Here is a 20,315-nt window from a genome sequence, read left to right on the forward strand (position 1 = left end):
AAATGGCTGTTGACGTATTATTAGGCCTCCAGTGGGGCGACGAGGGTAAAGGAAAAATAGTGGATGTACTTAGCACGAAGTACGATCTGATTGCACGCTTTCAAGGCGGACCTAATGCCGGACATACGTTGGAATTTGATAATCAGAAATATGTTCTGAACACAATTCCTTCCGGAATTTTCAATGACAATTCAATGAACCTGATCGGAAACGGAGTTGTTATCGATCCAATCATTTTAAAGAGAGAGCTTGACAATCTGAAGAAAAGCGGGTTTGACCCCGTGGCTGCTAATAAACTCGTTATTGCACGTAAGGCACATCTTATTTTGCCTACGCACCAATTACTAGACGCCGCTTCTGAAAGTAAAATGGGCGAAGGAAAGATCGGATCCACATTAAAAGGAATCGGTCCAACCTATATGGATAAAACCGGGCGTAACGGCCTGCGTGTGGGAGACACTCAACTTCCTGATTTCAAAGAACGTTACCAAAAATTAGTCAACAAGCACAAATCGATCCTCGAACATTACGGAGAGATCCCTGACTTCTCAGAAAAAGAAGCAGCGTTTTTCGAAGCTATCGAATACCTGAAAACTATTCCGCAGGTTGACAGTGAACATTTTGTAAATAATTACCTGAAAGAAGGCAAAACGATCCTGGCTGAGGGTGCGCAAGGCGCAATGCTTGATGTCGACTTCGGTTCCTATCCTTTTGTAACGTCTTCTAATACGACTACGGCCGGAGCCTGCACAGGCCTCGGAGTCGCTCCTAAAGATATCGGTTCCGTTATTGGCATCTTTAAAGCGTATTGTACACGCGTTGGCGGAGGCCCCTTCCCTACCGAACTGGAGGATGAAACCGGCGAGCAACTAAGAAGAGATGGCCATGAATTCGGCGCTACAACTGGACGGCCACGCCGTTGCGGCTGGATCGATCTTCCGGCATTAAAATACGCGATCATGCTTAACGGCGTTACTGAGCTAGTAATGACGAAAGCAGATGTTCTTAGCGGATTTGAAAAAATTTATGCCTGCACACACTATGTCCAGAACGGCGAAACGATCGACTACATGCCTTATGATATCATTACGATAAAACCGGAACCTGTTTACAAAGAAATTGACGGCTGGCATGAAGATCTGACAGGAATTAAATCTCCGGATGAAATTCCCGGTAAATTAAAAGCATATGTCGATTTCCTTGAAAGCGAGCTGGGTGTTCCGGTAAAGTACCTTTCTGTCGGGCCAGATCGCGTGCAAACGTTGATCATGAGTTAAAATTCATTTCGGCAAACGCTGATGACTTATAAAATTAGCGACCTGGACAAGTTTAAAAAGCAGGTCTTAAAATGGGCCACATCATTTGATGTGGCTTGTTATTTTGATTCAAATCAATATTCTACTGATCCTTATTCGGCTTTCGACCTGATGGTAGCTGCCGGAACAAAATCCGGGCTCACATACAACGCAGATTCCCCGCTTCAAACTCTTCAGGAATACATTTCCGCCACTCCAGGCTATAAAATTGGCTATCTGTCGTACGATCTTAAGAATGACATCGAAGACTTAAGTTCGGCAAACAGTGATCACCTGGGTTTTCCTAAATATTATTTTTTTGAGCCGCAGCATATCCTTGTAATCAATGGAAACGAGCTCACCGTTATCTCTGAAGAAGATATACTCCAGGCAATTCTTGAACAAGATATTATCGCGCACCGGCAAAAATCATCTTTAGCGGAAATTAAAAGCCGGATCCCAAAGGAAGAATATATAAGCTCAGTAAGCAAACTTCAGGAACATATTCACCGCGGCGATATTTACGAGGCGAATTTTTGCCAGGAATTCTACAGTGACAACGCCGAAATAGATCCATTAAATATATTTCTAGAGCTAATCCAAATATCGCCAACACCTTTTTCAACCTTCTTTAAACTTCATAACAAATACATTCTTTCCTCTTCGCCGGAGCGTTTTCTAAGAAAAAGGCAAAACACGCTGATCTCCCAACCTATCAAGGGTACAGCAAAAAGAGGCAAAACCGAACAGGAAGACACTCGTTTGAAAATGCGACTTTTCAACGATGAGAAAGAACGCGCAGAAAATGTTATGATCGTCGACCTGGTGCGCAACGACCTTACGAAATGTGCTGTCCCGGGATCGGTTAAGGTGGAAGAACTGTTCGGAGTTTACAGCTTCCGGCAGGTTCATCAAATGATTTCGACTGTAAGCTGCGAGATCGCCGAAGACACTTCTTTTAAAGAAATTCTGGAAGCGACATTTCCTATGGGTTCGATGACTGGCGCTCCAAAGATCAGCGCAATGAAACTTATCGAGAAATATGAAAAATCCAACCGCGGTGTTTACTCCGGATCTATTGGTTACATCGCACCCAACGGTGATTTTGACTTCAATGTGATTATCCGCAGCATCTTGTATAATTCTTCGAACAATTATCTTTCATTCCAGGTAGGCGGCGCTATAACCGCGGAATCGGTACCGGAGAGGGAATTTGAGGAGTGTTTGTTGAAAGCGGAAGCGATGATGAAAGTATTAAAGCATCAACTATAGGCAGATGCTTACGTCAGATTTGAAATATGTATAAACAATTATATTACTGGACATACAAGGTTCTTCAAAAAATCAAGTCTAACGACCAACCCGGTTTTAACGCATGTTTGCTTATTACAGTTCTCCAGTTTCTGAATATTGGTGTTATTATACGGGCAATTTATTTGATCACCAATTTCCAATTAGATAAACAACTAATTGTTTTTGTGTCACTTGTTGTCTACATAATTATTTTAGGAATAAACTTTACTATTCTGTTTAAAAACAGAAAAAAAATAATCGAGCTTATGGAACATGTTGACCAAAAAAAAAGGAAGCAGAGCAGGATTATTTCATTAGCATACGTAATAATTAGTGTACTGACATTTTCTTTGTTCGCGCTAAATTAGTGGGAGTAAGATTTCACGGACGCGACACGCGTGCGTTAGCAAGGGGCGCTTCGCTGAACGAACTACAAACTCTCACCAGCCCGGGGATAGCTTTATTTAAAACTGTCAATTGGATTTGTCAAATAGTAACAGATCAATTCCTGATTTGTCTCATCAAATTCCCTTGATTTTGTAAACGACAGCTTCTCCAACAGATATATCGAGCTCTGGTTATCTCTATGCAGGTATGCATCAATTTTTTGGACTTTAATGGTATTAAATGCGTAATCAATAATTTTCTCTGCAGCTTCCTTCATTATTCCTTGTCCTTGAAAATTTGTCAAAAGCTCATACCCTATTTCACATTTGTCGTTTTCATCTGAAAAATCGAAAAGACAAATTGTTCCAATCAATATGTCTCTGCCATGCAAAGTTATTGCCCAATACAGAGCATTATTTTCAATAACCTTGTTTATGAAATTCCTTGCATCGTCAACAGTGGTGCTTATTGGTCTGTCAAGGTATTTATTTATTTCAATGTCAAAACGCAAAGTAAAAATCCCTTGTTCGTCATTAATTGCCAGTTGCCTGAGAGTAAGCCTTTCCGTTTTCAATATCGGGAAAGGTTTGAAAGTTTTATTTAACATCCGTAGTAATTGATTTGTCAGGCCGTCGATCTTGTAGCTTGGCCGCTAACGGCTTGACAACTGGGATTGAACTCGTCTGTTTTCAAAGGAACCCAATTTACTCTTTTCCTTCAAAAAGCGGGAGGTGTCCTGTTGACTTTAATTATTTAGAGCGCTGCGCTGACATCTTACACGAGCGAGAATTTTTCTATAATGTCTATCTTATTTTCTGCTGCTCTACTATTTATTGTTGTCATAACGTTCCCGGGCTTAGCGTTCGGGCGGGTTTCGGAGCACAAGTTTCAAACTATTACTAAAGATCCATAAAAGCTCCGTCATCCTGGCTTCGAGCCTCGTCATCTTCCATAAAAGCCTCGTCATCCTGGCTCGGAGCTCCTCTTTGGCGCAAGTATGCAGCTTCGGCCCTGTGCGGTTACTTGTATCTTTGAATCAATCATTCACAATAAAAATGGTATTTAGGAAGAAATCGGACTAGCAAATAAAACTTAAAACAAGAAAGCCACCTGGTTGGTGGCTCTCGTGTAAGCTATTTCTGATAATATTTCATCGCCTCAGGCAATCGTTTTTGGATATCCGCGATACGTGTCGCATCGCTCGGGTGACTGCTTAAGAACTCAGGCGGAGCGCCTCCCTGGTTGGCTGCCGACATTCTTTGCCAGAACTGAACGGAAGTTGATGGATTATAACCGGCCATCGCCATAAAGATTAAACCTAAACGGTCCGCTTCGGATTCCTGGTTCCGCGAATATTTCAATAATCCGAATTGAGCCGCATAACCGGAAAGATCAGCGGCAGACTGAGAACCGGTCGACGCTCCAACAATACCAACTCCCGCCTGTGCCAAAGCTGTTTGAGAAGCTCTCTCTGCCGAGTGCCCGGCAATTGCGTGAGCAATTTCGTGACCGAGAACAGTCGCAAGACCATTATCGTCCTTCGTTACCGGAAGGATGCCGGTGTAAACAGCAACCTTTCCGCCAGGCATACACCACGCATTTATATCCTTGCTTTCTATCAGGTTAAACTCCCAGGCGTAGTTGTATTTATCGCCGTAACCGTTTTGCTGCATATAGCGGCTGATTGCGTTCGCTATATTAGTACCTACCCGCTTTACACGCTGCGCGTCGGCAGTTCCTGTTATTACCTTGGTTTTAGGATCGGTTAACAATTGCTTATAGGCGGTTGCTGCTTGCTGCTGCAGCTGGCTTTCGTCAGCCAGTGCAAGTTGTTTTCTTCCCGTCAGGGGAACGGTTGAACAGGACGCCAAAAACAGTCCGGCAACCAATATTGTACTCTTGATTTTCATAGTATCTTTTTTTTATCTGATACTTAACAGTTTTTTTACGAGGCTGTTTTTTTAAATATATTCACTTTGCTTTCTTTCCCCTTGAGCAGGCGCTCAATATTCTTCTGATGGGTCACCAGGATGAGCACGCAAATGCACATCCCGTAAAGCAAAACCGAACGATATGGTGAGTGGAAAACGAATACGATACTCAATGGAAACGCGAATCCCGCGGCAATGGATCCCAGCGAAACGTATTTAAAAAGTATCAGAACGACCAGGAATATCAGGACACAGATCATAGCCGCCTGGAAATGTACTGCCAGGATCATCCCGAATAAGGTTGCTATACCTTTACCCCCTCTGAAACCCGCAAATACAGGAAAGAGATGACCCATTACTGCTGTGATACCTAATGCAAGCTGATAATTAATAAACTGCGCGGAAGTTTGCGGGCCGGTTACCGAAAGGCCGATGAGATAAGCCAGGTTAGTCGCTGTCCAGCCTTTAAAAATATCAATGAGCATAACGGCGATTCCTGCTTTTTTGCCCAAAACCCTAAAAGTATTTGTCGCTCCGGCATTACCGCTGCCGTATTCGCGTACGTCAATGCCGTAAAAGGCTTCTCCAATCCATACGGCGGTTGGAATTGATCCGAATAAATAAGCCCCGAGGAGCCCTAGAATTGAATAAATAGAAATCATTCAGCTACAATAATACTAAAAACACCTTCTTTTTAAACATTATTTATTCGGTCACCGCTTTAAGGCTCATATCCAAACTTTTAACTGAATGAGTTAGTTCGCCCATGGAAACGTAATCGACCCCGCACTCGGCATAGTCTCGTACATTGGCCTCGGTTATTCCTCCCGATGCTTCTGTAACAAATTTCCCTGAAACAAGTTCTACGCCCTTTTTAAGATTTATAAAATCAAAGTTGTCAAGCAGTATCCTGTCAACTTTGCCATTGTGAATTACTTCGTTTAATTCCTCAAGATTTCTCACCTCGATTTCAATCTGGATATCGAGATTATTATCTTTTATATACTGGTTGGCCGATTGGATAGCCTGCGTAATTCCGCCTGCGTAATCCACATGATTATCTTTTATGAGGATCATGTCATACAAACCAAAGCGATGGTTAACACCGCCGCCGATTTTCACGGCTTCCTTTTCGAGAAACCGCAGATTTGGTGTCGTTTTGCGTGTATCGAGAACTTTCGTGCCCGTGCCCTCGAGCAATTTTACAATGCGGTTAGTTTTCGTCGCGATACCGCTCATGCGCTGCATGGTATTTAAAACAAGGCGCTCCGCTTTTAATATGGATTGTGAACTTCCGATAACGAATAATGCAATATCGCCGGGTTCTACCTCGCTCCCATCTGCAATTAATACCTCGACCTCAAGATTTGAATCAACGGCTTTGAAAACTGCTAACGCAATGTCAATACCGGCAATTATTCCAGCCTCTTTAATAAGAAGTTTAGCTTTTCCAGTTTTATCTGATGGAATTGTTGAAAGTGATGTGTGATCGCCCGAGCCGATATCCTCATCCAGTGCCTGCGCTACAAATTGCGTTAACAGAGAATCAAAATCATTCATAAGCTCCAAAAATAAGGTAAATCTCAGAGCTTTTAATTCGATTCTACACGTATTTCTGTCACGTTGAATTTACCATTCGCACTTTTCATAGAATAAGAGACCCGAAAATTGCCGTTTGCTGTACTGAGTATCAAAACGTTGAACCGGTACAGCGGGTTAGAGGTAAGAGAGTGAATAACTTTAATACTTTTTGGAGAATGCTTGGCAAAAAAGTCTTTCATGATAATTTCAGCCTGCGCCTTACTGTAAATATCTTCCTCATCGAGAATAGTGAGCTGTACTGTCTGGGTAAAACGATTAGCGAGTTCTCTGGCATTTCCCGTTCGGATATACGTATTGATCTCATCCGTTACATCCGTATCGTAGGTAAAACCGGTACTTATTAAAACGAACAAAAAAACTAGCACTGCGGGCAAACAGTGTGATTTAATCATAAAAGAAAGTTTAGTCGTTATTTTTTCAAATATATAGTATTGATTTTTCTATGCAATGGTGCGGTAAATTTTTTACATCAGTATATTTGCTCCGTGAATAATAAGAAACTCATGCTAATGATCCTGGATGGATGGGGTTATGGCAAATCAGATACCTCGAATGCCATTAGGGCCGCGAACACTCCTTTTTTTGACAGCTTGCTTAAAAACTATCCGAACTCCCGTTTGGAAGCTTCTGGCGAAGCCGTTGGATTACCTGCCGGACAGATGGGAAATTCGGAAGTTGGACATATGAACCTGGGTGCCGGACGTGTAGTTTACCAGGAACTTGGCCGCATTCATAAAGCAGTTCAGGATGGTGAACTTGCCGCTAATCCTGTTTTAAACGAAGCTTTTGAATACGCGAAAAAAGAAAATAAGGCAGTCCATCTTATTGGTCTTGTATCGGATGGTGGCGTGCACTCACATATAAAACACGTAAAAGGTTTATGTGATGTTGCTAAAGAAAAAAACGTTAATAGCGTTTTTATTCACGCATTTCTTGACGGAAGGGATACCGATCCAAATTCAGGATTGGGTTTCATAACCGATCTGGAAGATCATCTTAAAATTTCGGGGGGAACTCTTGCATCAGCCATCGGCAGATATTATGCCATGGACAGGGATAATCGCTGGGAACGCGTAAAACTCGCTTACGACTTGTTAACTCATGGTTCAGGCGCCGCAACTTCAGATATTCTTTCATCGATACAACAATCATACAACGAAGGCGTGACAGATGAGTTCGTAAAGCCTATCGTGAAGGTTAATGCCGATGGCAGTCCGGTTGCCGTTATAAAACCGGGTGATGTAGTTATTTGCTTTAACTTCCGTACAGATCGCGGCCGCGAAATAACAACAGCGTTAACACAAAAGGCGTTCCCGGAATACCAGATGGAGCCTTTATCGCTGAATTATATCACCATGACCAGCTATGACGAAACCTTTACAGGCGTTAAGGTGATTTTTACGAAAGATGACTTGACGGAGACCCTGGGAGAAGTTCTGGAAAAAGCCGGAAAAACGCAGGTTCGTATCGCCGAAACCGAGAAGTATCCACACGTGACTTTTTTCTTTTCCGGTGGCCGCGAAAAAGAATTTAATAATGAGCGCCGCTTACTGGTACCATCGCCAAAAGTAGCAACATACGATCTGCAGCCGGAAATGAGCGCTCCGGGCATTGCTGACACAATTTGTAAGGATATCCAGGCAAATCAACCCGACTTTATCTGCCTGAACTTCGCTAACCCGGATATGGTTGGACACACTGGCGTTTTTGAGGCGGTTGTAAAAGCAGTGGAAACTGTTGATTCATGCGCCAACCAGGTGGTTAATTGCGGTTTACATTACGGTTATTCGTTTATTATTATCGCCGATCATGGAAATGCTGATTATATGATTAACGATGACGGCTCTCCCAACACGGCACATACCACAAACCTGGTTCCGTGTATTTTAATCGACGCTGATTACAAATCGGTAAAAGATGGCAAACTGGGTGATATTGCTCCGACAATTTTGAAAATTATGAATGTTGCCATCCCTGAAAAAATGAGCGGCAATGTTTTGGTGTAGATGAGGAAAACAAGCCTGTATTTATTTGTGTGTTGTTTGCTGTTTTCCTGTTCACAGCCAGGCAAACCTATAAAAACCGACACTTATTTTGACTTAGCAGGATATTTCAGCCGGGAAGCAGAACGACTATCCCGGCTGAATCCTGATATTCTAAAAACTGTTTCGCGGAATGGTGAACAGGAGCAAAAAAAGTTGCGGGTAACAAACTGGAAAAATGAACTTGAACTATTCGAGCTTTCGGACATCAATAAACCGGCCTGGAGGGATAGTTACTCGGTAAAGCAGTCTGGTTCCTCTGTTTCATACCTGTCAAACGATCCTAAACTGAGAACCCGCGAAATAAAAATTGACTTCGACGACGCAAAAAAAGTTAAGCATATTTTAATTGTCAATAAAAGCGACAATGCACTTTACACATCAGACGAGACTTTAAATTATTTTCCGGATTCTGCCTACTCGATTGACAAGCGCCAGCATGTCGTACTGATCGGAAATAACGACTACCTAGTACAAGGCAAATTAAAATTCTGATCAATAAAACATAATTTCCTTCGTTAACTTACTTATAGGTATGGTGAAAAAGTTAACGATTGTAGTGCTGGCTGTTATTTTGGGTCAGAATTTAGGGTATTCTCAACAACGTTCCGGAGTGGTCACAATGGAACAATTCAAAAACGAACTTCTAATCAGAGTTAACAAATTACGCCAGCGGGGGTGTAACTGTGGAAACATGTATATGCCGCCGGTGAACCCCATTGCCTGGAACGCGCAGTTACAATTCTCAGCATCAGTGCATGCCCGCGATATGGCAACTCAGCGTTATTTCTCGCATGAAAGTATTGACGGAAAAAGTGTGAAAGACAGAATTTACAATGCCGGGTATTCGATTTACGGTTATCAGAAAATATGGATTGGTGAAAACATCGCCCAGGGGCAAACCAGTATTCGCCAGGTTATAAACGACTGGCTGAAAAGCCCCGAGCATTGCAAGAATTTAATGAGCCCAAACTACAAGGAAATGGGCGTTGCGCTTGTTAACACCTATTGGGTTCAGGATTTTGGCGGCCGTTACCCGTTTAGTTCAACCGCTTCGAAATAAAAAAGCCATTCGATTATTCAAATGGCTTTCAAAAATTTTCAATTAATCCCTTTTAGCTAATTGTCCAGGTTAGCCAGGTAAACTTTAGCCTTTTTCATTTCAGCCTGGATATCCGTACGTGCCGGATTTAAATCCAGTATATGCTGTAAATCTGCAATACATGACTTGTATGCGTTAGCCGCCGTGGATTTGTCGTAAAACTTCGGAACTTTCTGACTTTTCAGGATACCGTAATCACGGTTGGCTATTGCCCGGTTCTGATAAAACTTCATATCCTCGGCATTCAACTCAATGGCCTTTGTAAAATCTCTGATACTCGCCTGAAGCAGCTTCTCTTTTTCAACGGGAGTTAGCTGAGTGTTCATTTGAGTTGCTAAAATGTTACGGGCCTTGCCGCGGTAATAATAAGCTGAAACTTCCTGCGGCCTTAATGAAACCACTTTACTGAAAGATGTTACGGCTTTAGGATAGTTCGCAGAGTGATAATATGAATAACCAAGCATATAAAGTACGCTGGCATTATTGCTATCGGTTGGAAGAGATTTTTCGAGATTGGAAACCGCCAATTTAAAGTCACCGTCAAGAAGCGCCTTCTGACCAAGTTTTACGTAAGGGTTCGTAGTATCTTTGGTTTGCTGTGCACTTGCTACTCCGGCGATCGCGATAAAAAATAAAAAAACTGAAGAGATCGGTTTCATTAACATAAAGTAAGTTTTGAATTCATAAACGTGGCAAAGGAATATTTATTCTATAAATACGCTGCCAAACTTAAATGCAGTAGCAAACACTCATCCTATTTGCTAAATGCAATACTAAAACAAATCTTGTTAATTCTGCTAAAAATTTTACTGACTTTTTAACAGCAGACTTAACTCTTAGTGCCGAATAATTCCGACATTTAATAAAGTTCGCCGAAATTAATTAGTGGCACGTCCATTGCAATTACAAGATTATTATATTGAGATATCTCATCACAGGGCATTATCTGCCACTTTGACGTTTAGAAAATAATGAATAAAGATTTGTTTGAATTTACACAGTCGTTGCCGATTACAGAAGATACTGAATTTTTCCCTCTAATGTCTCAGGAAGACGAGGAGGAGATGAACAATGAGCAAACTCCTGAAATCTTATCCATACTGCCCCTTAGAAATACCGTATTATTTCCTGGTATTGTTATACCAATTACCGTTGGCCGGGATAAATCTATCAAGCTGATTAAGGATGCCTATAAAGGCGATCGTATGATCGGCGTCGTTTCTCAAAGCGACGTGGCTATCGAAGATCCAACTTTTGATCAGTTGAACACCGTAGGTACCATGGCGCTGATAATCAAAATGCTCCAAATGCCTGATGGAAGTACCACAGTGATCATTCAGGGAAAAAAGAGATTCCGTTTAAGCGAGGAAGTGCAAAGCGAACCGTACATCAAAGCAACGATAAATCAGTTCGAGGAAATCAGGCCAAAAGTTGATAAGGAATATAAAGCAATGGTATCGTCTATCAAGGAGATGGCGATGCAGATTATTCAGCTATCGCCGAACATTCCAAGTGAAGCGGGAATTGCGATTAAGAATATTGAAAGCACATCGTTTCTGATCAACTTCATCTCTTCCAACATGAATGCGGAAGTTGCCGTTAAGCAAACACTTCTGGAAGTAGTGAATTTAAGAGAACGGGCCAATATGGTGCTTGAGCATTTAACAACCGAGCTTCAAATGGTTGAGCTTAAGAATCAGATACAAAACAAAGTACGCGTTGATCTTGACAAACAGCAGCGTGATTACTTCCTTAGTCAGCAGCTGAAGACCATACAGGAAGAACTTGGAGGCAATACTCCCGACCTTGAACTGGAAAGCTTGCGCAGCCGTGCGAAAACAAAAAAATGGAGTAAAGAGGTAGCTGAACATTTTTTCAAAGAAACCGATAAGCTGGCACGAATGAATCCCGCGGCAGCGGATTATTCCGTTCAAATTGGTTACCTGGAACTATTGCTTGAACTTCCCTGGAACGAATTCACAAAAGACAACTTTGATTTAAAGCGTGCACAACGCATCCTTGATAAAGACCATTACGGCCTGGATAAAGTAAAACGCCGTATTATTGAATACCTGGCGGTTCTTAAGTTGAAAAACGACATGAAAGCGCCGATCCTCTGCCTTGTCGGCCCTCCGGGCGTTGGTAAAACGTCGTTAGGTAAATCAATTGCCAAGGCTTTAGGTAGAAAATATGTACGTATGGCGCTGGGCGGAATTCGCGACGAAGCTGAAATCCGCGGGCACCGTAAAACCTATATTGGAGCAATGCCGGGACGAATTATTCAATCGCTGAAAAAGGCGGCAACATCCAACCCTGTTTTCGTTCTGGATGAAATTGATAAAGTCGGGAATGATTTCCGCGGCGATCCGTCTTCAGCATTGCTGGAGGTTTTAGATCCGGAGCAAAATAATGCATTTTATGATCATTATGTGGAGATGGATTACGATCTGTCGAACGTTATGTTCATTGCAACGGCGAATTCGTTGAGCAACGTACAGCCTGCCCTGCTTGACCGTATGGAAATCATTGAGGTAAATGGTTATACGATTGAAGAAAAAACAGAAATTGCCAAGCAACATTTGATTCCAAAACAACGCGAGCAACATGGATTAAAATCGAAAGAAGTTACGATTAAACCATCGGTGATCGAAAAAGTAATTGAAGATTACACGCGCGAATCGGGCGTCCGCAGCCTGGAAAAAAGAATTGGCTCATTGGTACGTGGCATCGCTACAAAGATCGCCATGGAAGAAGAACATGTTCCGGCAATAAGCAAGGATGACGTTGAAAAAATTCTCGGACCGGCAATATTCGACAAGGATTTGTATGAAAACAATGAAGTGGCGGGCGTTGTAACCGGCCTTGCATGGACACAGGTTGGCGGGGATATTTTATTTATCGAAGCAAGTTTAAGTCCCGGAAAAGGGAAACTGTCATTAACCGGGAACCTGGGAGATGTAATGAAGGAATCGGCGGCTATAGCCATGGCTTATATCAAAGCTCACGCTTCAGAACTTGGTATCGACTACAGGTTGTTCGACCAATGGGATATTCACGTCCATGTCCCTGCCGGTGCAACTCCAAAAGACGGTCCTTCTGCAGGTATTACAATGTTGACAGCGTTGACGTCTGCTTTTACACAACGAAAAGTTAAATCTCACCTGGCAATGACCGGCGAAATTACCTTGCGTGGTAAGGTGTTGCCTGTGGGTGGAATCAAAGAAAAGATCCTGGCAGCAAAACGGGCTAATATAAAAGATGTAATTCTATCGAAATCAAACCAAAAAGACATTTTGGAGATAAAAGAGGATTATATCAAAGACCTCCGCTTCCACTATGTTTCTGACATGAAAGAAGTGGTTGCTCTGGCTTTAACAAAAGACAAAGTTAAAAACGCCCTTGATCTGACAGTAAAAGAAATACCTGCCGCTGTATCGGCATATTAAGAGTATAGTCAAATAAAAAGAAACCCTGTTTGTTTATGCAAGCAGGGTTTCTATTTTTGCGCCACTAATGAAGGCTTATCTCAGAATCTCAATGACCGTTATGGTCACTTTTTTTTCACTGACATGTTTTTCGCAGGATCGTACTTTCAAAAATGAGATTGGATTTAAGAGTGACAATGACTCATATCTGGCGCAGGGGAGCGACCGTTATTACACCAACGGGCTATTCTTCTATTTCAGGCACGCTGCCGATTCCTCAGCTTACTCAGGCAATAATGTAAAGAAAATCTGGGAAATCGAGGTTGGCCAGAAAATGTTCAACGCGCAATCTGGCTATATTCCCGATCCAGTGTACGTTGACAGATCCATAACAGCTTATTTATATGCAGGTTTCGGATTCACCTGGTTTCTACAAAACGACCATGTATTAAAGGCTTCGCTACAAACCGGCGTAATCGGTCCATCCGCATTAGGTGAACAAGCACAAAAGCTTATCCATTCCATAGCTGGTTTTTACGAACCAAACAGCTGGCAATACCAGCTAAACAATGAATTTGAGGTAAATTCGTCGGTAACTTATACCGGCCTGATTGCAAGAAGCAACGGAGGATCGACGGATATTAGTTTTAACGGAAGAGCCAATTTAGGAACAACTTTTACCGGTGCTGGCATTAGTTTACTTATGCGAGCCGGTGCGATAAATTCGCTTAGCCAGTCGGCGAGCATGCACGCCCGCATTACCAGGAAAAGTGAGAACGTAAAACGCGAATTTTTCTTCTATCTAAAACCAGCGTTGAACCTTGTAGTGTATGACGGCACCGTCAGCGGGGGATTATATGTTAAAGATAAAGGTCCTATAACTTTTGACTCCAAACCATTCGTTTTCTCAACTGAACTTGGAGGCGTTTATGCTAAAAACCATTGGGTTGTCGGCCTATCTGCTATTTTCCATACAAAGGAAATTGAAAGTTCTGCCAGGGCTCATCAATGGGGATCAGCAAGCGTTTCTTATCTGTTTAATTAAAGAACATCCTTTCTTCGGTCGATTTTTTTCAGTGCCTGGTTTCTTTTATTATCAAGCCGTTTCAGAACAGCAGCCTTACCGGGTTTCGTTGGCTTCCTTGTTTTTGGAATGTATAACGCACTATTAATTAACTGCAGTAGCTTTTGATTACAAAGCTCCTTATTTCCAAGCTGGCCCCTTGATTCCTGAGAAACAACCTGGATAGCACCTTTTGCATTCAACCTATTTACCAGCTTATTTGCAATGCTTGATTTTTGATCCTCATTTAAAAACACAGACTGCCTAAAATCATAATTCAGTTCAACTTTTGTCGAGACCTTATTTACATTTTGACCTCCCTTACCACCGCTACGGGATGTTTTGTATGTGATGTTTGGGAGAAGCTCGTTGAGTGTTAACATCTGGCGAAAATAACAACTATGGTGAAAAGGCAGACAAGTGTTGGCAAATCGTAACCGGTAATTCACAATTTAAAATTATTTTTGCCCCGTGAGCAAAAACATCGTAATCGCCATTGATGGCTATTCATCTTGCGGAAAGAGTACACTAGCGAAGGCCCTTGCAAAGAAACTTCATTATATTTATATCGATAGTGGTGCAATGTACCGGGCTGTCACCCTCTATTTCCTGAGAAACCGTATTAATTTGCAGGACGCACAGGCGGTTAAAGAGGCACTTGACGCAGTTCATCTAGAGTTTCATTCCCGGGATTATCAAACCCACATCACACTAAACGAAGAAGAAGTTTCAGACGAAATCCGCCATATGCCCGTCTCTGAGCTGGTAAGCGAAGTCAGCGCCATTAAAGCTGTGCGCACTGAAATGGTAAAACAACAGCAGCGAATGGGACGTTCAAAAAACATTGTCATGGATGGCCGCGATATCGGAACCACAGTTTTTCCGAATGCACAACTAAAAATTTTCATGACAGCAGATCCTAAAATTCGCGCGGAACGCCGTTTTAAAGAGTTAGAAGCGAAAGGTGAAAATATTACACTCGAAGAAGTTTTTGAAAATATTGCCCATCGGGATTACCAGGATACAACCCGGTTAGAAAGTCCGCTCATCCGCGCCGAAGATGCGGTAATTTTAGACAATACCAATTTAACTGAAGAACAACAGCTGGCATTTGCGCTGGATAAAATAACGAAGCTAAATCAGTGATCCGTGAGCGAACCGACAACATACATCGGTAAAAGAATTCTCGCCATTGGGACAAAGGCCAGTGTACTGGTACAATTCGTTGGAAAACTACAAAAAGAAGGATTTGTAACCTCGCATTCCGCAAATTTAAAAACAGTTTTAACCGACTTCAACGGCAAAGATTTCGACTTGATCGTTATTGGCAGAGGAATTAAAAAGCAGCAAAAAGATTTACTGTCGGATGCCTTTAAAAAGCAAAACGCCGGCGTAAAGATTGTTAATGGCCTGGCGCCAATTACCAATATGCTTCTTGAACAAGTTAAGCAGACATTTATTGACGATGCTTACAGAAAAGAACTGGTTTTAAACTTTGATAATAATCACTTGGAAATTACCTGCGACTTCCGGACAGAGCATACGCTGATCATCAAAGAATATTCACTTAACTGGCTATATCAGGCACGGGAAACCATCCTATTTCAAGCCAGCCTGGTCAAAGGAAAATTTACTTCACCTGTTAAACCGGGAAATGAAAAGTTTATCAGTGTAATAATTGATAACCAACCGATTACTATCAGGAAACTTTAGGCCTCCTCGTCTTCAGGTTTTTCCCCTCTTTGTTCTCTGATATCGTTGAATGATTCGAACATTTGCTCATCCTGGGGATTTTCCCAGCCCAACCGGTTTTTTCGGGGTGTAGTTTTAAATGACTCATCATGGGTAGCACCATGTCTTGAGTTTTCGTCACCGGCCCGGGCACTTAGTTCGTCCTCACCTTTTGTTATACGTTCGTGGTTCTTTTCCTGGTTTTCCATAATTAAGCTTTTTAAGAAAACGCTTTTGACTGCCTATGGTTTTAGAAACATTATCACGCTTATATTATAGCTTCCGGAATTTCGGCAAGTAATGGCAGGCCAGACAATATCATTAAGTTGAGACACTCAATTATTATTATTGGAAGCAAGTTTGATGCTTCCGTCCTTAGTTCAATAAACCAGATCGAAGAGGAAAGCTTTTTGATGCAGTACCGTCAATCCCACTAAAAGCGTTCACAAAAACTTGAAACGCAGAGCAGCACTGCATCCGCCAAAAGCTGTAACGGCTCGTTTTAAAGAGATTATCCTTAGGCTTTTGCGAACACAAGCCGTTGTTCGTATTGACTTAATAACTGTGGTGACGAAACGGGACGGCCGAATCATTAAGGCTGTGCAACCCATATTTTAAACCGTCTAACTATCAGCAAAATAAAAGAAAAAAAGATTTAGTAAATTGAATATTCTCCGTACCTTTGCAGTCCCGATTGAGGTCGGGAAAAGGAGACAAATTAATTAATGGCTAAAAAACAAGAAGCAGAAAAAGAGTTAAAAGCTAAAGAAGCGGAACTCGGAACAGTAAGCACTTCGGTGAAAGAAAAAGAAAACATTGAATCAGAAGCTGATTCATTGTCTATCGAAGACATCAAATCCAAAACATTGGTTACCCCAACGGGCGACTTTGATTGGGATGCTGATGAAAAAGGCTTCGGCAATTACAGCGCAGAAGAGCGTGCAAAGCTTGAAGAGCAGTATGCCGGCACTTTCCACTCGATCAACAAAGGAGAAATTATCTCTGGTATCGTTGTATCGATTAACAACAAAGATGTGGTATTGAACATCGGTTTCAAATCTGATGGACTGGTATCATTATCTGAATTCCGCGACACGCCTGACTTGAAAGTTGGCGACGCAGTTGATGTGTTCGTTGAATCTCAGGAAGATGCTAACGGGCAGTTAGTACTTTCCCGCAAGCGTGCTAAAACTCAAAAATCATGGGAAACCATTAATGCAGCTTTGGATAACGATACAATCATCAATGGTTTTGTAAAAAGCCGTACTAAAGGTGGTTTGATCGTTGATATCATGGGTGTTGAAGCCTTCTTACCAGGATCACAGATTGACATTAAGCCAATTCGTGATTACGATGTGTACGTTGGTAAAACCATGGAATTTAAAGTTGTAAAGATCAACCACGAATTTAAAAACGTAGTAGTATCACATAAAGTTCTTATCGAGGACGATTTGGAAAATCAAAAAATCGAAATCGTTGCTAAACTTGAAAAAGGACAGGTTCTTGAAGGAACTGTTAAAAATATCACTGACTTCGGTGTGTTCATCGACTTGGGTGGTGTTGACGGATTACTTCACATTACTGATATTTCATGGGGTCGTATCGATCATCCGAAAGAAGTATTATCACTTGATCAGAAAATCAACGTGGTTGTTCTTGACTTTGATGATGAGAAAAAACGTATCGCCCTTGGCTTGAAACAATTAACTCCACATCCTTGGGAGTCATTGGATACTAACATCGCCGTTGGCTCAACTGTCAAAGGTAAGATCGTTACCGTTGCTGATTACGGCGCATTCCTTGAAATCACCCCTGGTGTTGAAGGATTGATCCACGTATCAGAAATGTCATGGTCACAAAACCTACGTAGCCCTCAGGAATTCCTGAAAGTTGGCGACGAAATCGAAGCTCAGGTGTTAACACTTGATCGCGATGAGCGCAAGATGAGCCTTGGTATCAAACAATTGACTCCAGATCCATGGAAAAACATCGCAGAACGTTACCCTGTTGGAAGCCAGCACAAAGCTGTTGTTAAAAACATGACTAACTTCGGTGTATTTGTTGAAATCGAAGAAGGCGTTGACGGATTGATTCACATCTCTGACCTTTCATGGTCTAAGAAAATCAACCATCCAAATGAATTCACTAAAGTTGGTGAAGAATTAGATGTGGTTGTTTTAGAGCTTGACGAAGAAAACCGCAAATTAAGTTTAGGTCACAAGCAATTAGAAGAAAACCCTTGGGAAACTTTCGAAACAATCTTCACATTGGATTCAATCCACGAAGGAACCGTATTGAAAGTAACTGACAAAGGTGATGTAATTGCGCTTCCTTATGGTGTTGAAGGTTTTGCTCCAAGCAAACACACCATCAAAGAAGATGGCAAAGCTTTAAAAGCTGATGAAGTTGCTGATTTCAAAATCATCGAGTTCAATAAAGATTCAAAACGAATCGTAGTATCTCACTCACGTATCTGGGAAGAAGCTAAGAACGAAGCACGTAACGCTGAAAATGCACAACGTAAAAACGATCAGAAAGCTGCTGCCAGCGCTGTGAAGAAAGTGAAAGATTCAGTTGAGAAATCTACACTTGGCGACTTAAGCGTTCTTGCTCAGCTAAAAGAGCAAATGGAAGGTGCTGAAAGTAAAGCCAAAAAAACTTCAGGATCAGAAGAAGCTAAATAGTTTAGATTCCGAATAATAAGTTTAACCCATCCGTTGTAAAGCGGATGGGTTTTTTGTTTTAGTTGCCATTCAAACAGCGACGCTGGCTTATGCCGACTTGATATAAAAGCATTTTTTTCTACCTTTGCCCAAATCAAAACCACTGATGCAATCACTAACCCTGCTCGACGGTCAGAAGTTTCAAATCACCATCCAACGCCTTTGCAGGCAACTTATTGAAAATCACGATAATTTTTCCAATTCGGTAATTTTAGGTATTCAACCGCGCGGAATTTACCTTTCGCAACGGATTTCTGAAGAGCTGAAAAAGATCTTGCCGGACGCGAATATTTTGAGCGGAATACTTGATATCACGTTTTACCGTGATGACTTCAGACGCAAGGAAGGACCGCTCGTTCCAAGCAGCACGGAGATCGATTTTATTATCGAAGGCAAAAAAGTGATTCTGATCGACGATGTATTGTGGACAGGCCGAACGATACGGTCAGCTTTAGATGCCATGCTTGCATTCGGGCGGCCCGAAAAAGTCGAAATGCTTGTATTGGTTGACCGTCGGTTTTCCCGTCAGATACCTGTTGAAGCCGACTATATCGGGATAGAGGTAGATACGATCAGTTCACAGCGGGTTGTTGTAACCTGGGCAGAAGCAGACCAGAAAGACCAGGTTATTTTATTATCAGAAGATTAACATCCGCGAAAAATTTTAATAATGTCAGAAACCGTTCAAAAACTAAGCACCAGGCATTTATTAGGCATAAAAGACCTGACAACCCGCGACATAGAACTTATTTTTGAAACAGCAGACACTTTTAAAGACGTTTTAAACCGGCCAATCAAAAAAGTTCCTTCCCTGCGGGATATAACTATTGCCAATATATTTTTTGAAAACTCGACACGTACGAGATTGTCTTTTGAGCTTGCCCAAAAACGCTTGTCGGCAGATATTGTGAATTTCGCAGCTTCGTCCTCATCGGTAAGCAAAGGAGAAACATTGATCGATACGGTGAATAATATTCTCGCCATGAAGGTTGACATGATCGTTATGCGTCATCCTTATCCCGGTGCCGGAGTGTTTTTGAGCAGGCATGTGAATGCGCAAATTGTAAATGCAGGTGACGGCGCACATGAGCATCCAACACAAGCCTTACTGGATGCTTTCTCGATCAGGGAAAAATATGGCGATGTGGCCGGCAAAAAAGTGGCGATAATCGGCGATATACTTCACTCACGCGTAGCATTATCCAACATTTTGTGCCTACAGAAACTTGGAGCGGAAGTAATGGTGTGCGGGCCAACTACACTGATCCCGAAACACATAGGATCGCTCGGCGTGAAGGTTGAGCATGATCTTCTTACTGCTCTTAACTGGTGCGACGTAGCTAATATGCTGCGGATTCAGCTGGAAAGACAGGATATTAAATATTTCCCTTCTCTTCGTGAATACTCAATGCTATATGGGTTAAATAAAAGAATCCTTGATTCGCTCGACAAGGAAATCACCGTTATGCATCCCGGCCCGATCAATCGCGGAGTTGAAATAACAAGCGATGTTGCCGACAGTAAGCAGTCTATTATATTAGACCAGGTAGAAAATGGTGTTGCAATCCGAATGGCCGTTTTATATCTGCTGGCAGGACAGGCAAGTTAAGCCGATTTTTCAACACTGCATACCAATTATTAAATCATTACGTTAAATTCACTGTTTTCAACACCTGTTAATTTCTAATGTTAATTTCGGGCAGTTGTTAATATTAAATTAG

Annotated in this window: 20 protein-coding genes; 12 read left to right on the forward strand and 8 right to left on the reverse strand. The window is 41.9% G+C overall.

From position 1 onward, the window contains the following. Positions 1–2: 2 nt before the first annotated feature. Both GS399_RS10210 and pabB read left to right on the forward strand, forming a co-directional pair. Positions 3–1,277, forward strand: a complete 1,275-nt coding sequence (locus GS399_RS10210; protein WP_160844521.1) for an adenylosuccinate synthase — start codon at positions 3–5, stop codon at positions 1,275–1,277. Positions 1,278–1,298: 21 nt separating this feature from the next. Beyond that, positions 1,299–2,567, forward strand: coding sequence for an aminodeoxychorismate synthase component I (gene pabB / locus GS399_RS10215; protein WP_160844522.1), 1,269 nt, complete (start codon positions 1,299–1,301; stop codon positions 2,565–2,567). 481 nt (positions 2,568–3,048) lie between these two features. Here the strand turns inward: pabB and GS399_RS10220 are convergent, their stop codons facing one another. The 5 genes from GS399_RS10220 to GS399_RS10240 form a co-directional block, all read right to left on the reverse strand. Beyond that, on the reverse strand, positions 3,049–3,582 hold the full coding sequence (locus GS399_RS10220) for a GNAT family N-acetyltransferase (protein ID WP_160844523.1): 534 nt from the start codon (positions 3,580–3,582) through the stop codon (positions 3,049–3,051). 526 nt (positions 3,583–4,108) lie between these two features. Further along, entirely contained in the window at positions 4,109–4,885 is a 777-nt protein-coding gene (locus GS399_RS10225) for a M48 family metallopeptidase (RefSeq protein ID WP_160844524.1), read from the reverse strand. Positions 4,886–4,920: 35 nt separating this feature from the next. Further along, positions 4,921–5,568: a glycerol-3-phosphate 1-O-acyltransferase PlsY gene (gene plsY, locus GS399_RS10230; protein WP_160844525.1), complete on the reverse strand. Its 648-nt coding sequence runs from the start codon at positions 5,566–5,568 to the stop codon at positions 4,921–4,923. A 43-nt stretch (positions 5,569–5,611) separates the two neighbouring features. Beyond that, positions 5,612–6,466 (reverse strand): carboxylating nicotinate-nucleotide diphosphorylase, encoded by an 855-nt coding sequence (gene nadC, locus GS399_RS10235; protein ID WP_160844526.1) that lies wholly within the window; start codon positions 6,464–6,466, stop codon positions 5,612–5,614. 32 nt (positions 6,467–6,498) lie between these two features. Further along, positions 6,499–6,900: a DUF4783 domain-containing protein gene (locus GS399_RS10240; protein WP_160844527.1), complete on the reverse strand. Its 402-nt coding sequence runs from the start codon at positions 6,898–6,900 to the stop codon at positions 6,499–6,501. A 93-nt stretch (positions 6,901–6,993) separates the two neighbouring features. Between GS399_RS10240 and gpmI the strand changes: the two genes are divergently transcribed. The 3 genes from gpmI to GS399_RS10255 are packed head-to-tail and all read left to right on the forward strand — an operon-like array spanning position 6,994 to position 9,613. Then, positions 6,994–8,514, forward strand: coding sequence for a 2,3-bisphosphoglycerate-independent phosphoglycerate mutase (gene gpmI / locus GS399_RS10245; protein ID WP_369410117.1), 1,521 nt, complete (start codon positions 6,994–6,996; stop codon positions 8,512–8,514). Beyond that, entirely contained in the window at positions 8,515–9,045 is a 531-nt protein-coding gene (locus tag GS399_RS10250) for a hypothetical protein (protein ID WP_237487924.1), read from the forward strand. 40 nt (positions 9,046–9,085) lie between these two features. Next, complete coding sequence (locus GS399_RS10255) at positions 9,086–9,613, forward strand: CAP domain-containing protein (protein WP_160844529.1); 528 nt, start codon at positions 9,086–9,088, stop codon at positions 9,611–9,613. A gap of 56 nt (positions 9,614–9,669) precedes the next feature. On the opposite strand, the gene GS399_RS10260 is transcribed toward GS399_RS10255, so the two are convergent. Beyond that, positions 9,670–10,311: a tetratricopeptide repeat protein gene (locus GS399_RS10260; RefSeq protein ID WP_160844530.1), complete on the reverse strand. Its 642-nt coding sequence runs from the start codon at positions 10,309–10,311 to the stop codon at positions 9,670–9,672. 312 nt (positions 10,312–10,623) lie between these two features. On the opposite strand from GS399_RS10260, the gene lon reads away from it, so the two are divergent. Together lon and GS399_RS10270 are read left to right on the forward strand one after the other, a co-directional pair. Next, a complete protein-coding gene (gene lon, locus GS399_RS10265) occupies positions 10,624–13,098 on the forward strand; it encodes an endopeptidase La (protein WP_160844531.1) in 2,475 nt (824 codons plus the stop codon). Between the two features lie 100 nt (positions 13,099–13,198). Next, positions 13,199–14,122 (forward strand): lipid A deacylase LpxR family protein, encoded by a 924-nt coding sequence (locus GS399_RS10270; protein ID WP_160844532.1) that lies wholly within the window; start codon positions 13,199–13,201, stop codon positions 14,120–14,122. Here the strand turns inward: GS399_RS10270 and arfB are convergent. Further along, positions 14,119–14,523, reverse strand: coding sequence for an alternative ribosome rescue aminoacyl-tRNA hydrolase ArfB (arfB, locus tag GS399_RS10275; RefSeq protein ID WP_160844533.1), 405 nt, complete (start codon positions 14,521–14,523; stop codon positions 14,119–14,121). The genes GS399_RS10270 and arfB overlap by 4 nt on opposite strands. Positions 14,524–14,611: 88 nt before the next feature. On the opposite strand from arfB, the gene cmk reads away from it, so the two are divergent. Together cmk and GS399_RS10285 are read left to right on the forward strand one after the other, a co-directional pair. Further along, positions 14,612–15,286 (forward strand): (d)CMP kinase, encoded by a 675-nt coding sequence (gene cmk / locus GS399_RS10280; RefSeq protein WP_160844534.1) that lies wholly within the window; start codon positions 14,612–14,614, stop codon positions 15,284–15,286. 3 nt (positions 15,287–15,289) lie between these two features. Next, positions 15,290–15,853, forward strand: coding sequence for a hypothetical protein (locus tag GS399_RS10285; protein WP_160844535.1), 564 nt, complete (start codon positions 15,290–15,292; stop codon positions 15,851–15,853). On the opposite strand, the gene GS399_RS10290 is transcribed toward GS399_RS10285, so the two are convergent. Next, complete coding sequence (locus tag GS399_RS10290; RefSeq protein ID WP_160844536.1) at positions 15,850–16,080, reverse strand: hypothetical protein; 231 nt, start codon at positions 16,078–16,080, stop codon at positions 15,850–15,852. The genes GS399_RS10285 and GS399_RS10290 overlap by 4 nt on opposite strands. 516 nt (positions 16,081–16,596) lie before the next feature. Between GS399_RS10290 and rpsA the strand changes: the two genes are divergently transcribed. From rpsA to GS399_RS10305, 3 genes are all read left to right on the forward strand, one after another. Beyond that, entirely contained in the window at positions 16,597–18,555 is a 1,959-nt protein-coding gene (rpsA, locus tag GS399_RS10295; RefSeq protein WP_160844537.1) for a 30S ribosomal protein S1, read from the forward strand. Positions 18,556–18,700: 145 nt separating this feature from the next. Then, positions 18,701–19,243 (forward strand): bifunctional pyr operon transcriptional regulator/uracil phosphoribosyltransferase PyrR, encoded by a 543-nt coding sequence (gene pyrR, locus GS399_RS10300; RefSeq protein WP_160844538.1) that lies wholly within the window; start codon positions 18,701–18,703, stop codon positions 19,241–19,243. A 21-nt stretch (positions 19,244–19,264) separates the two neighbouring features. After that, the gene (locus GS399_RS10305) at positions 19,265–20,203 is read left to right on the forward strand and encodes an aspartate carbamoyltransferase catalytic subunit (RefSeq protein ID WP_160844539.1); all 939 of its coding nucleotides are present in this window, start codon (positions 19,265–19,267) and stop codon (positions 20,201–20,203) included. The last annotated feature ends 112 nt before the right edge of the window (positions 20,204–20,315 follow it).

This window comes from Hufsiella arboris, assembly GCF_009834875.1.
Lineage (GTDB): Bacteria > Bacteroidota > Bacteroidia > Sphingobacteriales > Sphingobacteriaceae > Hufsiella_A > Hufsiella_A arboris.

Excerpts from the sequence above, each read along its gene's own strand:
- GS399_RS10210 (WP_160844521.1), top strand. The coding sequence starts at position 3 with ATGGCTGTTGACGTATTATTAGGCCTCCAGTGGGGCGACGAGGGTAAA.
- pabB (WP_160844522.1), top strand. The coding sequence starts at position 1,299 with ATGACTTATAAAATTAGCGACCTGGACAAGTTTAAAAAGCAGGTCTTA.
- GS399_RS10220 (WP_160844523.1), bottom strand. The coding sequence starts at position 3,582 with ATGTTAAATAAAACTTTCAAACCTTTCCCGATATTGAAAACGGAAAGG.
- GS399_RS10225 (WP_160844524.1), bottom strand. The coding sequence starts at position 4,885 with ATGAAAATCAAGAGTACAATATTGGTTGCCGGACTGTTTTTGGCGTCC.
- plsY (WP_160844525.1), bottom strand. The coding sequence starts at position 5,568 with ATGATTTCTATTTATTCAATTCTAGGGCTCCTCGGGGCTTATTTATTC.
- nadC (WP_160844526.1), bottom strand. The coding sequence starts at position 6,466 with ATGAATGATTTTGATTCTCTGTTAACGCAATTTGTAGCGCAGGCACTG.
- GS399_RS10240 (WP_160844527.1), bottom strand. The coding sequence starts at position 6,900 with ATGATTAAATCACACTGTTTGCCCGCAGTGCTAGTTTTTTTGTTCGTT.
- GS399_RS10250 (WP_237487924.1), top strand. The coding sequence starts at position 8,515 with ATGAGGAAAACAAGCCTGTATTTATTTGTGTGTTGTTTGCTGTTTTCC.
- GS399_RS10255 (WP_160844529.1), top strand. The coding sequence starts at position 9,086 with ATGGTGAAAAAGTTAACGATTGTAGTGCTGGCTGTTATTTTGGGTCAG.
- GS399_RS10260 (WP_160844530.1), bottom strand. The coding sequence starts at position 10,311 with ATGAAACCGATCTCTTCAGTTTTTTTATTTTTTATCGCGATCGCCGGA.
- lon (WP_160844531.1), top strand. The coding sequence starts at position 10,624 with ATGAATAAAGATTTGTTTGAATTTACACAGTCGTTGCCGATTACAGAA.
- GS399_RS10270 (WP_160844532.1), top strand. The coding sequence starts at position 13,199 with ATGGTCACTTTTTTTTCACTGACATGTTTTTCGCAGGATCGTACTTTC.
- arfB (WP_160844533.1), bottom strand. The coding sequence starts at position 14,523 with ATGTTAACACTCAACGAGCTTCTCCCAAACATCACATACAAAACATCC.
- GS399_RS10290 (WP_160844536.1), bottom strand. The coding sequence starts at position 16,080 with ATGGAAAACCAGGAAAAGAACCACGAACGTATAACAAAAGGTGAGGAC.
- rpsA (WP_160844537.1), top strand. The coding sequence starts at position 16,597 with ATGGCTAAAAAACAAGAAGCAGAAAAAGAGTTAAAAGCTAAAGAAGCG.
- pyrR (WP_160844538.1), top strand. The coding sequence starts at position 18,701 with ATGCAATCACTAACCCTGCTCGACGGTCAGAAGTTTCAAATCACCATC.
- GS399_RS10305 (WP_160844539.1), top strand. The coding sequence starts at position 19,265 with ATGTCAGAAACCGTTCAAAAACTAAGCACCAGGCATTTATTAGGCATA.